Annotated in this window: 13 protein-coding genes; 8 read left to right on the plus strand and 5 right to left on the minus strand. The window is 68.5% G+C overall.

Annotated features, from left to right (window positions below):
* Positions 1-51: 51 nt before the first annotated feature.
* Positions 52-789 carry a sulfurtransferase gene (locus tag AC1PLR_RS08660; protein WP_481103283.1) on the plus strand — a complete coding sequence of 246 codons (738 nt, stop codon included), beginning with the start codon at positions 52-54 and terminating at the stop codon, positions 787-789.
* Positions 790-922: 133 nt separating this feature from the next.
* Here AC1PLR_RS08660 and AC1PLR_RS08665 read toward each other — a convergent pair whose 3' ends face one another.
* Positions 923-1,729, minus strand: a complete 807-nt coding sequence (locus tag AC1PLR_RS08665) for an SDR family oxidoreductase (RefSeq protein ID WP_481103284.1) — start codon at positions 1,727-1,729, stop codon at positions 923-925.
* A 474-nt stretch (positions 1,730-2,203) separates the two neighbouring features.
* On the opposite strand from AC1PLR_RS08665, the gene AC1PLR_RS08670 reads away from it, so the two are divergent.
* Both AC1PLR_RS08670 and AC1PLR_RS08675 read left to right on the plus strand, forming a co-directional pair.
* A complete protein-coding gene (locus AC1PLR_RS08670) occupies positions 2,204-3,202 on the plus strand; it encodes an LLM class flavin-dependent oxidoreductase (RefSeq protein ID WP_481103285.1) in 999 nt (332 codons plus the stop codon).
* A 198-nt stretch (positions 3,203-3,400) separates the two neighbouring features.
* Entirely contained in the window at positions 3,401-3,589 is a 189-nt protein-coding gene (locus tag AC1PLR_RS08675; protein WP_019802461.1) for a hypothetical protein, read from the plus strand.
* A 33-nt stretch (positions 3,590-3,622) separates the two neighbouring features.
* Here the strand turns inward: AC1PLR_RS08675 and AC1PLR_RS08680 are convergent, their stop codons facing one another.
* Together AC1PLR_RS08680 and AC1PLR_RS08685 are read right to left on the minus strand one after the other, a co-directional pair.
* Positions 3,623-4,285: an exopolysaccharide biosynthesis protein gene (locus tag AC1PLR_RS08680; RefSeq protein ID WP_481103286.1), complete on the minus strand. Its 663-nt coding sequence runs from the start codon at positions 4,283-4,285 to the stop codon at positions 3,623-3,625.
* Positions 4,269-5,612, minus strand: a complete 1,344-nt coding sequence (locus AC1PLR_RS08685) for a hemolysin family protein (RefSeq protein ID WP_481103287.1) — start codon at positions 5,610-5,612, stop codon at positions 4,269-4,271. The genes AC1PLR_RS08680 and AC1PLR_RS08685 overlap by 17 nt, the downstream gene beginning before the upstream one ends.
* A 259-nt stretch (positions 5,613-5,871) precedes the next feature.
* Between AC1PLR_RS08685 and AC1PLR_RS08690 the strand changes: the two genes are divergently transcribed.
* Both AC1PLR_RS08690 and AC1PLR_RS08695 read left to right on the plus strand, forming a co-directional pair.
* Positions 5,872-6,498, plus strand: a complete 627-nt coding sequence (locus AC1PLR_RS08690) for a DUF47 domain-containing protein (RefSeq protein WP_010343421.1) — start codon at positions 5,872-5,874, stop codon at positions 6,496-6,498.
* Positions 6,499-6,583: 85 nt separating this feature from the next.
* Complete coding sequence (locus AC1PLR_RS08695; protein WP_010343422.1) at positions 6,584-7,705, plus strand: inorganic phosphate transporter; 1,122 nt, start codon at positions 6,584-6,586, stop codon at positions 7,703-7,705.
* A 231-nt stretch (positions 7,706-7,936) separates the two neighbouring features.
* Here AC1PLR_RS08695 and AC1PLR_RS08700 read toward each other — a convergent pair whose 3' ends face one another.
* Entirely contained in the window at positions 7,937-9,388 is a 1,452-nt protein-coding gene (locus tag AC1PLR_RS08700; RefSeq protein ID WP_244667490.1) for a S10 family peptidase, read from the minus strand.
* A gap of 207 nt (positions 9,389-9,595) precedes the next feature.
* On the opposite strand from AC1PLR_RS08700, the gene AC1PLR_RS08705 reads away from it, so the two are divergent.
* A complete protein-coding gene (locus tag AC1PLR_RS08705; RefSeq protein ID WP_481103288.1) occupies positions 9,596-10,408 on the plus strand; it encodes a CDP-diacylglycerol diphosphatase in 813 nt (270 codons plus the stop codon).
* A gap of 189 nt (positions 10,409-10,597) precedes the next feature.
* Here AC1PLR_RS08705 and parE read toward each other — a convergent pair whose 3' ends face one another.
* Positions 10,598-12,487 (minus strand): DNA topoisomerase IV subunit B, encoded by a 1,890-nt coding sequence (parE, locus tag AC1PLR_RS08710; protein ID WP_481098354.1) that lies wholly within the window; start codon positions 12,485-12,487, stop codon positions 10,598-10,600.
* Positions 12,488-12,652: 165 nt separating this feature from the next.
* Between parE and AC1PLR_RS08715 the strand changes: the two genes are divergently transcribed.
* Both AC1PLR_RS08715 and AC1PLR_RS08720 read left to right on the plus strand, forming a co-directional pair.
* Positions 12,653-12,907: a hypothetical protein gene (locus AC1PLR_RS08715; protein ID WP_481103289.1), complete on the plus strand. Its 255-nt coding sequence runs from the start codon at positions 12,653-12,655 to the stop codon at positions 12,905-12,907.
* Between the two features lie 137 nt (positions 12,908-13,044).
* Complete coding sequence (locus AC1PLR_RS08720) at positions 13,045-14,709, plus strand: CTP synthase (RefSeq protein ID WP_481103290.1); 1,665 nt, start codon at positions 13,045-13,047, stop codon at positions 14,707-14,709.
* Positions 14,710-14,962: the final 253 nt, after the last annotated feature.

Consider the following 14,962-nt stretch of genomic DNA (forward strand, 5'->3'; position numbering starts at 1 on the left):
CGCGGCTGGATTCGCGCAGCGGCGATGCGCCGCAGGCTCTAAAATGCGCCGATGATCGCCAACACCGCCGCCTACCACTTCGTCGCCATCGCCGACCCCGACGCGCTCGCCGCGCAGTTGCATGCCTGGGCGCAGGGCGGCGACCTGCGCGGCACGATCCTGGTGGCGGGCGAGGGCATCAACCTGTTCCTGGCCGGTGCGCCGGCGGCGATCGACGGCTTCTACGCGCAGTTGCGTGCCGATCCGCGCTTCGCCGACCTGCGCGTCAAGTCCAGCACCAGCGCACAGCAGCCGTTCGCGCGGCTGAAGGTCAAGGTCAAGCCGGAGATCATCAGCTTCCGCCGCGACGCCGCCTCGCCGCTGGAGGCGGCGCGCGCACCCGCGGTGGCGCCGGCGACCCTGCAGCGCTGGCTGCGCCAGGGGCACGACGACACAGGCCGGCGCGTGGTGCTGCTGGACACGCGCAATGCGCAGGAAGTGGTCTACGGCACCTTTGCCGGCGCGCTGACCCTGCCGATCGTCAAGTTCACCGACCTGCCGGAGGCGCTGGCCCCCCATCGCGCGGCCCTGGCCGACGCCACCGTGGTCAGCTTCTGCACCGGCGGCATCCGCTGCGAAAAGGCGGCGCTGTGGATGCGCGCCGACGGCATGGACAACGTGCTGCAACTGGACGGCGGCATCCTCGGCTACTTCGAGGAAGTGGGCGGCGAGGGCTACGACGGCCGCTGCTTCGTCTTCGACGAACGCGTGGCGCTGGATCCGCAGTTGGAGCCGCTGGTGGGCGGCTGATTGCCGCGGGATTGGGGAGTCGGGATTGGGGATTGGCAAAGGCGGGTTGCTGCCAGCTATGCAAGTGGCCCGTCAGGTAAGGCAACACCCGCTTTAACGAATCCCCAATCCCGAATCCCCAATCCCCACGCCGTCAGGCGTACTGCATCTTGCGCGTCATCCCGCCATCGACCACGAACTCCTGGCCGGTGATGAAGCCGGCCTGGGCCGACAGCAGATAGACCGCCAGGGCGCCGATGTCCGGTGGCGTACCGACACGACCGACCGGATGCTGCGCATGGTCCTGCCGCGACAGCTTGGGCGTGCGCCGCGCATTCGGCTTGCGCCAGGCATCGGTCGCGATCCAGCCGGGGCTGATGCAGTTGACCCGCACCTGCGGACCGGCGCTGATCGCCAGCGCGTGGGTGAACGCCACCAGCCCGCCCTTGGACGCGGCGTAGGCCTCGGTGTCCGGTTCGGACTGCTGCGCGCGGGTGGAGGCGATGTTGACGATGGCGCCGCCGCCGCGGCTGTCGCGCAATGCCGGCAGGGCGTGCTTGCTGCACAGGAACGCGCCGCCCAGGCTCGCGCCGAGCCGTCGGTTCCACTCGCGCAGCGACAGCCGTTCCAGCGGCCCGGTGTGTGGATCGGCGATGCCGGCGTTGTTGACCAGCCCGTCGATGCGGCCGAACCGGGCCAGCGCGGCCTCGATGAAGCGGCGCACGCTGGCCTCGGCGGCCACGTCGACGCGGCGGAACAGCAGGCGCTCGCCGGCATCCAGTTCGGTCACGCAGGCGCGCCCGGCGTCGGCGTCGAGATCGCCGAACACGACCGTGCCGCCAGCGCCCAGCACCGCCTGCACCACGCCCCGGCCGATGCCTTGCGCGCCTCCGGTGACCAGCACCACACGGTCGCGCAAGGGCAGGGCGGGGACGGGGGCGGGCGGCGGGATCAGCGACATGGGGGCGACCGGGCGAGGGAGGGTTGTCAGCCTAGCCAGCGCGCTGTGCAACCAATGTGGTAGTGGCGCTTGCGTTGATCTGATGATGCGAGGCTTCGCCCGTACCCTCATCCGCCCCTTCGGGGCACCTTCTCCCGGTGGGAGAAGGGAGAGCCAAAGCCCCTCTCCCGTTGGGAGAGGGGTTGGGGTGAGGGTACGGAGCGCGTAGCGTCCGCATGGATCTGGTGATGCGAGGCTTCGCCCGTACCCTCATCCGCCCCTGCGGGGCACCTTCTCCCGACGGGAGAAGGGAGAGCCAAAGCCCCTCTCCCACCGGGAGAGGGGTTGGGGTGAGGGTACGACCGCCAGCCAAGCGTCCTGCCCGATGCACACACCAACAACACCCAGCGCAAATCAGCGTTCCGGCCACGGCCGCTGCAATCGGCAACCAGCGTCCCCACCTCGTCTGCATCGCCTGCAGGAACCCGCCGCACCATGATGCCGATCTCCATCCTCGACCTCGCCCCGGTCTGCGAAGGCAGCGACACCAGCGCCGCCTTCGCCAACATGCTGGACCTGGCCCAGCACGCCGAACGCTGGGGCTACCATCGCTACTGGCTGGCCGAGCACCACAACATGCCCGGCATCGCCAGCGCCGCCACCGCGGTGCTGATCGGGCATGTGGCCGGCGGTACCAAGCGCATCCGCGTCGGCGCCGGCGGCATCATGCTGCCCAACCACGCGCCGCTGCAGGTGGCCGAGCAGTTCGGCACCCTGGCGTCGCTGTATCCCGGGCGCATCGACCTGGGCCTGGGCCGCGCGCCCGGCACCGACCAGGCCACGGCGCGCGCGTTGCGCCGCTACTTCGACAGCGCCGACCAGTTCCCGCACGACGTCGCCGAACTGCTGCGCTATTTCGAGCCGGCGGTGGACGGGCAACTGGTGCGCGCCGTGCCCGGCGCCGGCATCGAGGTGCCGGTGTGGCTGCTCGGCTCCAGCCTGTTCAGCGCGCGCCTGGCCGCGGCGATGGGCCTGCCGTTCGCCTTCGCCTCGCATTTTGCGCCGGACGCGATGGACGAGGCACTGGCGGTGTATCGCCGCGAGTTCCGCGCGTCGCCGCGTCTGCAGGCGCCGTATGCGGTGCTGGCCTTGAACGTAGTGGCCGCCGCGTCCACCGAAGAGGCGCGGCGCCTGTTCACCACCCAGCAACAGAGCTTCGTCAACCTGCGTCGCGGCCGCCCCGGGCTGATTCCGCCGCCGATCGACGACATCGAGACGTTCTGGGCGCCGCACGAGAAGTTGGGTGTTGAACGGGCGCTGGCCTGCACCGTGCTCGGCGATCCCGACACGGTCGCACAGGGCCTGTCTGACTTCGTCGCGCGGCACCGCCCGGACGAGCTGCTGTTGACCGCGAACATCCACGATCACGCGGCCCGCTTGCGCTCGTTCCAATTGACGGCGGAGGCATGGACGCAGGTCGCAGCGGCCGCCTGATACGTGCATTTGCGCGGGTGTCTACGAGCGCAGACGCACCTCGGCGAGAAACGCCGCACTCCTGTTGATGCACATCACAGCACGCGCTGCTTTCACGATGTCTTGATTTTGCCCGGTATGTGATCGTGGCGCGTCACGCATCAGCGTGGCGTTCGGCCCAGGACATGGCCGTACAACGACGCGAACAGGGGATCGGCAATGAACGCACAACATCCGATGGCGCCGGTGCACGAATGTGGACTGGAGGCGGCACTACAACAGCTGAGCAAATGCCTGGAGCGCGTCCGCGGCCAGGCGACCGAGCGATCGACCCAGAACGCCTCGCCGCGCCAGGCGCACATGCGCAACGTGTTCGCCAACGAGACGGGGCTGTACCTGGTGAAGTGAGCGGGTGGCGCTACGCGCTGCCGCCGCGATGCGTCAGCGCAGCTTCTGCATCCAGTCCCGGCCCAGGTCGACCACCTGGTCCGAGGCCAATCCCAGGCTCAGCGCCACGGCGATGCTGCCCAGCCACGACAGCAGCATCAGCCCACCGTCCCGTTCCAGCAACGCCAGCGCGAACAGCAGCAGCATCGCGCCGAAAGCGTAGTTGGTGAACGGGATCGGAAGCGACAGCAGGATCCCCAGGACGACCAACAGCAGGCCGCTGAACGCACGCGCCGGCAGAGTGTCGACCAGCATTGGCAGGCGGGGCTTGAGCAGCCGGTCCAGGCGTCGCAGCCACGGCGCGATGCGGCCGACGAAGCGCTGCATGGTGCGGCGGCGCGGCCCGCGCTCGCCGATGAAGCGCGGCAACCACGGTTTGCGCAGCCCGATCAGCATCTGTAGGCCGATCAGCGTCACCAGCGGCCCGCTGATGCCGCCGGCCAGGCCCGGCACCGGCAGGAATGCGGGCAGGATCGCCACGAACAGGAATACGCCGAACGCGCTCTGCTGCAGATCGGCGAGGATCAGCCGCAGCCGCAGGTGTTCGTCCGGGTCGCCCAGGACGAAGGTGTCGAGCAGGGTGCGGATGCCCTCGGCGCTGTAGCCGTGGTCGCCGTCGCGCGGCGCACCGCCGGGCGCGTCACCCGGTGATGTCATCGCTGTTCTCGTCCTGCAGCCTGCGCAGCAGCAGCTTGTCCACGCGCGCGCCGTCCAGGTCGACGATCTCGATGCGCCAGCCCGCCCAGTCGAAGAACTCGCCGGCGTGCGGGATGCGCCCGAAGTAGTAGATGCACAGCCCGGCCAGGGTGTTGTAGTCGCCTTCCTCGGCGCTGGGCAGTTCGGCGCCGCCGAGCAGCTCGCGCAATTCCTCGATCGCCAGCGAGCCGTCGATCAGCAGCGAGCCGTCGGCGCGGGTTACCACCAGCGCGTCCTCGTCGGCGGTGTCGGCCGATTGCAGGCGCCCGACCACCGCGCCCATCAGGTCGCTGATCGTCACCAGGCCCTGGATCTCGCCGTACTCGTCCACCACCAGCGCCATCGACTGCTGTTCCTCGCGGAAGATCTCCAACAGCTTCATCGCGTGGGTGGACTCGGACACGAACAGGGTGTCGCGCAGGCTCTGGAACAGCTGGGTGGCGTCGCCGTCCATGCGCGTGACCAGCGATTTCACCTCCAGCACGCCGGCGATGTCCTGGTCGCTGCCGCGGTACACCGGGTAGCGCGAGAACTCGTGTTCGCGCATCACCTGCAGGTTGCGTTGCGGCTCGGCGTTGGCGTCGAGCCAGGCGATGCGGTTGCGCGGGGTCATCAGGCTGTCGGCGGTGCGGTCGCCCAGGCGCATGACCCGGTTCATCATGTCGCGCTCGTGCGCGTCGATCACGCCCGCCTCGTGGCTCTCGGCCACCAGCATGCGGATCTCCTCTTCGGTCACCGACGCCGATTCCTCCTTGCCCAGGCCGAGCAGGCGCAGCACCAGCCGGGTCGAGCGCGACAGCACCCAGACGAACGGCGCGGCGGCCCGGGCCAGCCAGCCCATGGGGATGGCGACGAAGCCGGCGATGACCTCCGATCGGGTCAGGGCCAGGCGTTTGGGCACCAGTTCGCCGAAGATCAGCGTCAGGAAGGTGATCAGCACGATCGCCAGAGTCTTGCCGATCAGCGCCGACCACGGCTGCGGATCGCCGAACAGGGTAAAGTTGGCCGCCAGCGCCGGGAACAGCGCCTGCAGCTTGGTCGCGATCGCCACGCCCATGGCCTGGCCGCCGAAGACACCGGTCAGGATGCTGATGGCGGTAATGCCGATCTGCACGGTGGACAGGAAGTGCTCGGGGTTCTCGGCCAGCGCCAGGGCCTTGGCCGCGCGGGTGCTGGACTGGGACATCTGCTTCAGCCGGCTCTTGCGCGAGGTCATCAGCGACATCTCGGACATCGCGAAGAAACCGTTGAGCAGGATGAGGGCTGCAACGATCAACAGTTCAAGCATGCGCGCGCTCCTTGGCGCCAAGGAAAGCGGGGACATGGGCGCCGTTGCGGCGCGGGGGAGGGGGGCTGGGGTGGTCGTCCATAGGGTGCGCCCGCGAAGGGCGCGGCGGCGATGGTAACAAACCCGGGCGGGGGTCGCGTCCACGCCGCGCCGACATGGCCCGGGCCTGCCCGGCGGTCGCGACTACCCGCAGGTGTCAGCAAACAGTCATAATTCCGCCCCAGTGCCGTCCTTCCCGCGACGGCGGGAAGCGCGTTGCATGTTTTCGTTGCAGACCATCTTCGGTTCCGGCAAGCAGTTCTACACCCTGCTCGACGAGGCGGCACAGGCCGCCTACGACAGCACCAAGGCCCTGCACGCGATGATGCGCGAGTCCGACCGGCAGCCGGCGCTGGACGCCTTCAAGCTGGCTCGCCTGCGCGAGCGCGCGGCCTCGGACAAGATCGGCCAGGCGCTGGTGGACAGCTTCATGACCCCGATCGAGCGCGAGGACATCGAGGCGCTGGGTTCGGCGCTGTACAAGATTCCCAAGCAGGTGGAGAAGTTCGCCGACCGCTACTCGCTGGCGATCCAGCACCTTGAGCACATCGATTTCGCCCCGCGCGCGGCGATGCTGGAGCAGGCCGCGGCGGTGGTGGTGGAGATGGTCCACGACCTGCGCAACATGCACCTGGACCGGATGAGCGCGCTCAACGACAAGCTGCGCTCGCTGGAGAACGAGGCCGACCGGCTGATGCTGGAGTTGTACCGCGACATCTACTCCGGCCGCCTGGACAACCTGCAGATGTTCCTGCTCAAGGAGTTCTTCGAAATCCTGGAGAAGGCCATCGACCGTTGCCGCGAGGCCGGCGTGGTGGTCTACCAGATCGTGCTGAAGAACTCCTGATGGACGCGCTGCGGAGTTGCTGCCTGCGCGGCCGTCGCGCCCTGCGCGCGCCGGCCGCCGCCGCCGCGTGCGTGGAGGCGCGCCGATGCTGAGCCTGGTCCTGATCGTGATCCTGGCGGCGCTGGTGTTCGAATTCATCAACGGCTTCCACGATACCGCCAACTCCATCGCCACGGTGGTCGCCACCAAGGTGCTCAGCCCCGGCTGGGCGGTGATGCTGGCCGCGGCGATGAACCTGGTCGGCGCGCTGACCGGCACCGCGGTGGCGATGACCATCGCCTCCGGCCTGCTCAACACCGACGTGGTCGCGGTGACCCCGCAGGTGGTGCTGTGCGCGCTGCTCGGCGGCATCGTCTGGAACCTGATCACCTGGTGGAAGGGCCTGCCGTCCTCGTCCTCGCACGCGCTGATCGGCGGCCTGTGCGGCGCCGGCCTGGCCGCGGCGCACAACGACTGGGATGCGCTGATCTGGTCGCAGACCGTGGGCGACTGGGCCAAGAACAAGGGCCTGCTGTGGAAGGTGTTCGTGCCGATGGTCACCTCGCCGATCGCCGGCTTCCTGCTCGGCATCGCGGTGATGCTGCTGCTGTGGGCGGCGATCGCCGGCCTGGCCAGGCTCGGCGGCCCGCTCGGGCGGCTGGCGCGGCCGCGCTGGGTCAACGCCTTCTTCGGCAAGGCGCAGATCGCCTCGGCCGCATACATGGGCTACGCGCACGGCCACAACGACGCGCAGAAGACCATGGGCATCATCGCCATGACCCTGATCGGCGCGCAGAGCACCGGCGCCCTGGACGACCTGCCGTCGTGGCTGGCGTTCCTGCACCCCGACGCCCATCAGGGACAGGGCATCGCCACCTGGATCGTGCTGACCTGCGCGGTGGTGATGGCCGCCGGCACCGCCTCCGGCGGCTGGAAGATCATCAAGACCCTGGGCCACAAGATGGTCAAGCTGCATCCGATCCACGGCTTCGCCGCGGAGACCAGCTCGGCCACGATCCTGACCCTGGCCGCGCACTTCGGCATGCCGGTGTCCACTACCCACAGCATCTCCACCGCGATCATGGGCGTGGGCTTCGCCAAGAACCCGCGCTCGCTGCGCTTCGGCGTCATCGAACGCATCGTCTGGGCGTGGATCCTCACCATCCCCGCCGCCGCCGGCGTGGCGTATCTGATTTTTCGCGGATTCGCCTTGGCTGGGTGGGTGTGAGTGGGGCCGGGAATCGGGAGTGGGGAAACGGGAATCGTAAAAGCATAGATTTCCCGCGAACGGTGACGATGTCGCCGTCTTGATGCGCCCATGTTCCTCCTGCTGCAACGAGTGCCGCAGGCAATTGCATAGGTCTATCGCGAAACACCCCCAAACCGCGCAGGTCGAGGAACTGTCTCGACTAATGGGGAGCCGCTTTTGCGATTCCCCATTCCCAATTCCCGATTCCCATCAATTAGCCCGATACATCGCCAGAACATCCTGCCGCAACGCGCGTTGGCTGTCGGCGCGGTTGTAGAACATGTGGCCGCCCGGGTAGTTCTTGACCTGCACGCGGGTCGGGTCGTTGCCCATCACCGGCATTTGATCCACGGTCAGCACCGAGCCCATGAACGGGCACGACAGGTCGTTCCAGCCGTGCACGATCAGCACGCGCAGTTTCGGGTCGATCGCCACCGCCTGGCGCAGTTGCGTCACCGAGCCCTTGCGCAGTTCGTCGTCCCAGTCCCACAGCCGGTTCACGTCGTAGTTCAGCGCTTCGTAGCGGGCGTCGACCTTCCAGCCGACCACGCGGGTCACGAAATCGACCATCGCGGTGGTGGTGGGGGCGATGATGCTGTCCAGCAGCGGGTCGTTGGCGCGCTGCTCGGGGGCGTTGGGGAACGGGTCGAAGGCGGTGACGTTGGAGTCGTAGCGGCTGCCGAGTTCGCCCTTGTCGCGGAACACCTCGCGCAGGTACGCCTGGGTCTCCAGGCGGCCGCCGGCGCGGCGCACGAAGGCCGGGTCGAGACCGGTCATCGCGGTCACCTGCTGGATCATGCGGGTGGTGCCGGCCGGGTCCGAGCGGCCGCGCAACAGCGCGGTGACGTAATCGCCGCGGGTGTAGTCGATCACCTGGCGCATCGCCTCCGGGGTCAGCTTGCCCTCGCGCTCCAGGCGCGCGGCGGCGATCGACGGCAGGGTCAGCATCCACGGCAGCGGCGAGACGTCGCCGTTGTCGTCCAGGGTCGGGTTCAGGTATGGCGAGACCAGGACCACGCCGTTCATCGCCACGCCGAGCTTGGTCTGCAGGTAGTGGGTGATGCGCGGGCCGCGGAAGCCGCCGTAGCTTTCGCCGACCAGGTACTTGCGCGATTGCAGGCGCTGGTTCTTCAGCAGCCAGTCGTAGATGGTGCGCGAGAGGTACTCGATGTCGGCTTGCGGGTTATAGAACTGTTTCTTTGCCTGCTCGTCGGGGATGCGCGAGCGGCTGAAGCCGGTGCCGACCGGGTCGATGAACACCAGGTCGGTGAAGTCGAGCCAGGTGCCGGGGTTGTCGCGCAGTTGCGCCGGCGCCGAGGCACTGTCGCCCTCGCTGCCGAACGCCACCACCTTCGGTCCGATCGCGCCCAGGTTGAGATACACCGAGGCCGCGCCGGGGCCGCCGTTGAGCGCGAAGGTGACCGGGCGGTCCTTGCCGTCCATGGTGTAGGCGGTATAGACCACGTCGGCGACGACCTTGCCCTGTTTGTCCTTCACCGGCAGCGTGCCGACCTTGACCGTATAGCGCAGGGTGCGGCCATCGAGCTGGGTGGATTGGCTGGTCTGCGCGTCGGCCGGCAGCGGCGCCGGTTCGACGGCGGCGGGTTTGTCGGCCTTGTCGGCGTTCGCCGCATCGGCGTCGGCGGCCAGTGCCGCGGTCATCGGCGTCGCCGCCAGCAGCACGGCCAGCAGCACGGAGGGGAAGGTCGGCACGGGCGGTCGCTCGCAGGGAGGGAGCCGGCATGCTAGGCCGCTGCGCCGGCGCGGCGGATGTGCACAAAGCCATGGTCGGCGCCCGCGCGCCGCGCCATGCCGGTCATCGGCGCTGGCTACAATCCTCGGCTCGTCCCGCACTCCGATCCGTCACGCATGCCTCCAGTTCGTTTCCAGCTGCCGTTGTGCCTGTCCCTGGTTGTGCTGCTGGCCGGTTGCGCCACTGCGCCGCCACCGGTGGCCGACTCGCCGGCAGCGCACGATGCGCATGCGCACGATCGGCACCGCCTGTGGCGATTGGTGAGCACGCGTTGCTTGCCGCAGGCGCGGCTCGGCGCCGATCCGGCGCCCTGCAGCGACGTGCATCCCGGGCCAGGCGAACGCTATGTCTTGATGAAGGACCTGCGCGGCGACTACCAGTACCTGCTGATCCCGACGGTGCCGGTGAGCGGGATCGAGGATCCGCGCGCGCGCGGTGCCGGCGCGCCGAACTGGCTGGGCCTGGCCTGGCAGGCGCGCACCCGGGTCGAGCGGTTGTTGCAGCGGCCGCTGCCGCGCGAACTGACCAGCCTGACGATCAATCCGCCCTCGGCGCGTTCGCAGGACCAGTTGCATATCCATATCGATTGCCTGGCGCCGCAGGTGCGCAACCAGTTGCAGGCGATGCAGGCGGCGATCGGCCCGACCTGGGCGCCGTTGCCGCAGCCGCTCCACGGTCACGTCTATCGGGCCATGCGCCTGGAGGGCGAGGCGCTGGAGGCGAATCCGCTGACCCTGCTGGCGCGCGCCCTGCCGCCGCACCAGCACATGGACCACCAGACCCTGGCGGTGGTCGGCGCGGCGTTCGATGGCCGTCCCGGCTTCGTGCTGCTGGCCGCCACCGCGCTTCCTGGCGATGGGGTCGGTGCGGAAGAACTGCAGGATCACGACTGCACCGGGGTGGTGCCGGCGGCGGCTGCGCGTGGATGACCGCCCGAGCGGCAGTCGATCACGGGATGGCCGGCGTGACGAATGCGGATGCCGGTGCGTAAGCCCGGCATTCCGTTGTCGTCCGTCGTAGGAGCGGCTTCAGCCGCGACCTGGCTCTCCCGGGGAACGCCCCGTCGCGGCTGAAGCCGCTCCTACGACGACAGAGCAAGCAGCCGCGCTTGCGTCGCATCAGACCTCCAGCGACGCCAGGTCGCCCTTGGTCTCCAGCCACTGCTTGCGATCGCCGGCGCGCTTCTTGGCCAGCAGCATGTCCATCAGCGAGCGGGTCTGGTCGCCGTCGTCCACGGTCAGCTGCACCAGGCGCCGGGTGTCCGGGTGGATGGTGGATTCGCGCAGCTGCTGCGGATTCATCTCGCCCAGACCCTTGAAGCGGGTGACGCTGACCTGGCCCTTGATCTTCTCGCGTTCGATCTTGTCCAGTAGCGAGCGCTTCTCTTCCTCGTCCAGCGCGTAAAACACCTGCTTGCCCACGTCCACGCGGAACAGCGGCGGCATCGCCACGAACACGTGGCCGGCGCGCACCAGGGCGGGGAAGTGGCGCAGGAACAGCGCGGTCAGCAGGGTCGCGATGTGCAGGCCGTCGGAGTCGGCGTCGGCCAGGATCACCACCTTGCCGTAGCGCAGGCCGTCGATCTCCTCCTTGCCCGGGTCGCAGCCGATCGCGATCGCCAGGTTGTGCACTTCCTCCGAGGCCAGCACGCTGCCGGAGGCCACTTCCCAGGTGTTGAGGATCTTGCCGCGCAGCGGCAGGATCGCCTGGAAATCCTTGTCGCGGGCCTGCTTGGCGCTGCCGCCGGCCGAGTCGCCCTCGACCAGGAACAGTTCGGTGCGCGAGAGGTCCTGGCTGATGCAGTCGGCCAGCTTGCCCGGCAGCGCCGGGCCCTGGGTGACCTTCTTGCGCACGATCTGCTTCTCGGTCTTCAGCCGCGCGCTGGCGCGGTCGATGGCGATCTGCGCGATGCGCGTGCCGGTCTCCACGTTCTGGTTCAGCCACAGGCTGAAGGCGTCGTGCGCGGCGCCCTCGATGAAGCCGGCGGCCTGGCGCGAGGACAGGCGTTCCTTGGTCTGGCCGCTGAACTGCGGGTCGGTCATCTTCAGCGACAGCACGAACGCGACGCGGTCCCACACGTCTTCCGGTGCCAGCTTGACGCCGCGCGGCAGCAGGTTGCGGAAATCGCAGAACTCGCGCAGCGCATCGGTGAGGCCGCTGCGCAGGCCGTTGACGTGGGTGCCGTGCTGCGCGGTGGGAATCAGGTTGACGTAGCTCTCCTGCACCAGTTCGCCTTCCACCACCCAGGCCACCGCCCAGTCGACGATCTCGCGGTCCTTCTTCAGGCTGCCGACGAACAGCTCGGCCGGCAGCAGCTCGCGCTCGGCCAGTTCGCCGCGCAGGTAGTCGCGCAGGCCGTCCTCGAAATACCAGGTGTCCTGCTCGCCGGTGGCCTCGTCGTGCAGCTTGACGGTCAAGCCGGGGCACAGCACCGCCTTGGCGCGCAGCAGGTGGCGCAGCGCGCGCACCGCGAACTTCGGCGTGTCGAAATACTTCGGGTCCGGCCAGAAGCGCAGGCGCGTGCCGGTGTTCTTCTTGCCGACGCTGCCGACGATCTCCAGCTTGGAGGCGGCGTGGCCGTCGGCGAAGGCCATGCGGTATTCGTTGCCTTCGCGTTTGATGAACAGTTCCACCCGGGTGGACAGCGCATTGACCACGCTGACGCCGACGCCGTGCAGGCCGCCGCTGAAGGTGTAGTTGCGGTCGCTGAACTTGCCGCCGGCATGCAGCCGGGTCAGGATCAGTTCGACGCCGGAGATCTTCTCTTCCGGATGGATGTCCACCGGCATGCCGCGGCCGTCGTCGGACACCTCGCAACTGCCGTCCTTGTACAGCGTCACCTCGATATGCCGGGCGTGGCCGGCCAGCGCCTCGTCAACGGCGTTGTCGATGACTTCCTGAGCCAGATGGTTCGGCCGTGCGGTGTCGGTGTACATGCCGGGCCGGCGCTTGACCGGGTCCAGGCCAGAGAGAACTTCGATGTCGGCGGCGTTGTAGCGGGTATTCATGCGTCTCAGCAGGTGGCGCGAAGCAGATCAGGAAGTGTGCGGTCTGCGGCGGTTTTTTGCACGTCGCCGGTGTTCAGGGCAGGTGCGGCGGTGCCGCGCTACGCTGGCCCTGGAAAAACCGCGGCGTCGCCCACATCTTCGTCGCACGTCCCAAAGGAGTCCGCCATGAACGTTCGCAAGCTGTTGACCCTGGCCGCCCTGGTCGCCGCCGCGGTGGCCGTGCCGGTCGCGATGGCCCAGGCGCAGAGCGCCGATCCGGCCGCCTCCGGTGCCGCCGCCTACGAGGCGCAGGTCGCCAAGGAAAAGGCCGAGGCCGACGCCAAGGCCAAGCGCCGCGCCGCCGCGGCCGCCGAGCACAAGGCCGGCAAGGATGCGGCCGGGCCGAAGAAGGAAGAGGAAGAGGAAGCGCGCAAGCCTTGAGTTTGCGCACGGTTCCCAGCACACGACGCCCCGGTCGCCCGGGGCGTCGCTTTTTTGTGGGGCGGCTGTTGCGCAAAAGCGCTTGGGCAAATCCGCTTCACCCGTTAAACTATGGCTTTCCGGGAGGCCTTTGAGCCATGACCCCCCTGATCTTCGTTACCGGCGGCGTAGTGTCCTCGCTTGGCAAGGGCATCGCGGCCGCTTCGCTTGCGTCCATTCTCGAAGCACGTGGCCTGTCGGTCACGATGATGAAACTGGACCCCTACATCAACGTCGACCCGGGCACGATGAGCCCGTTCCAGCACGGCGAGGTGTACGTCACCGACGACGGTGCCGAGACCGACCTGGATCTGGGGCATTACGAGCGCTTCGTGCGCACGCGCCTGTCGCGCAAGAATTCGGTCACCACCGGGCGCATCTACGAGAACGTGATCCGCAAGGAGCGCCGCGGCGACTACCTCGGCGCCACTGTGCAGGTGATTCCGCACATCACCGACGAGATCCGCCGCTGCGTGGATGAAGCCACCGCCGGCTACGACGTGGCGCTGGTCGAGATCGGCGGCACCGTCGGCGACATCGAATCGCTGCCGTTCCTGGAAGCGATCCGCCAGGTGCGCACCGAGCGTGGCGCCGAGAAGGCCATGTTCATGCACCTGACCCTGGTGCCTTACATCGCTGCGGCGGGCGAGCTGAAGACCAAGCCGACCCAGCATTCGGTCAAGGAACTGCGCTCGATCGGCATCCAGCCGGACGTGCTGCTGTGCCGCTCGGAGCAGGCGATCCCGGATTCGGAGCGGCGCAAGATCGCGTTGTTCACCAACGTCTCCGAGCGCGCGGTGATCAGCGCCGCCGACATCGACGTGCTCTACGGCATGCCGCTGGAGTTGCACCGGCAGGGCCTGGACGAGATCGTCATCGAGCAGTTCAAGCTGCGCGACAAGGTCGGCGCGGCCAACCTGTCGGAGTGGGAGGCGGTGGTCGACGCGATCAAGCATCCGCTCGACGAGGTCACCATTGCCGTGGTCGGCAAGTACGTGGACCATCAGGACGCGTACAAGTCGGTCGGCGAGGCGCTCAAGCACGGCGGCCTGCGCCAGCGCACCAAGGTCAACCTGAAGTGGCTGGAAGCGCAGGACCTGGAGGGCAGCGACATGGCGGCGCTGGCCGACGTGCACGGCATCCTGGTCCCGGGCGGCTTCGGCGACCGCGGCTTCGAAGGCAAGGTGCTGACCTCGCGCTATGCGCGCCAGCACGGCGTGCCGTACTTCGGCATCTGCTACGGCATGCAGGCCGCGGTGGTCGACTACGCGCGGCACGTCGCCGGGCTGGATGCGGCCAACAGCACCGAGAACGACCGGCAGTCGCCGTACCCGGTGATCGGCCTGATCACCGAATGGCGCACCGCCACTGGCGATGTCGAGAAGCGCGACGAGAAGTCCGACCTCGGCGGCACCATGCGCTTGGGCCTGCAGGAGCAGCGGCTCAAGCCGGGCACGCTGGCGCGCGAGCTGTACGGCAAGGACGTGGTGGCCGAACGCCATCGCCACCGTTACGAGTTCAACAACCGCTACCGCACCCAGCTCGAGGACGCCGGCCTGGTGATTGCCGCCAAGTCGATGGACGACACCCTGGTGGAGATGGTGGAACTGCCGCGCGAGACACATCCGTGGTTCCTGGCCTGCCAGGCGCACCCGGAATTTCTGTCCACGCCGCGCGACGGCCATCCGTTGTTCATCGGCTTCGTGCGCGCTGCGCGCGAGCGCAAGGCGGGTGGCAAGTTGTTGAAGGAAGCGCGCGCGTAGTTCCTTCTCCCTGTGGGAGACGGTGGCGCGAGGCGCCGGATGAGGGTATGGGGCGAAGCCTCGCGTAGTTTGAGTTCCCTAGGCTCCGTCCGGACCCTCACCCCAACCCCTCTCCCGGCGGGAGAGGGGCTTGATTCCATGAAGCTTCGTCCGGACCCTCACCCCGACCCCTCTCCCGGCGGGAGAGGGGCTTGATTCCCTGAAGCTTCGCCCGGACCCTCAACCCCAGCCCCTCTCCCGATGGGAGAGGGGA

It is taken from the genome of Xanthomonas sp. NCPPB 3570 (assembly GCF_056725115.1).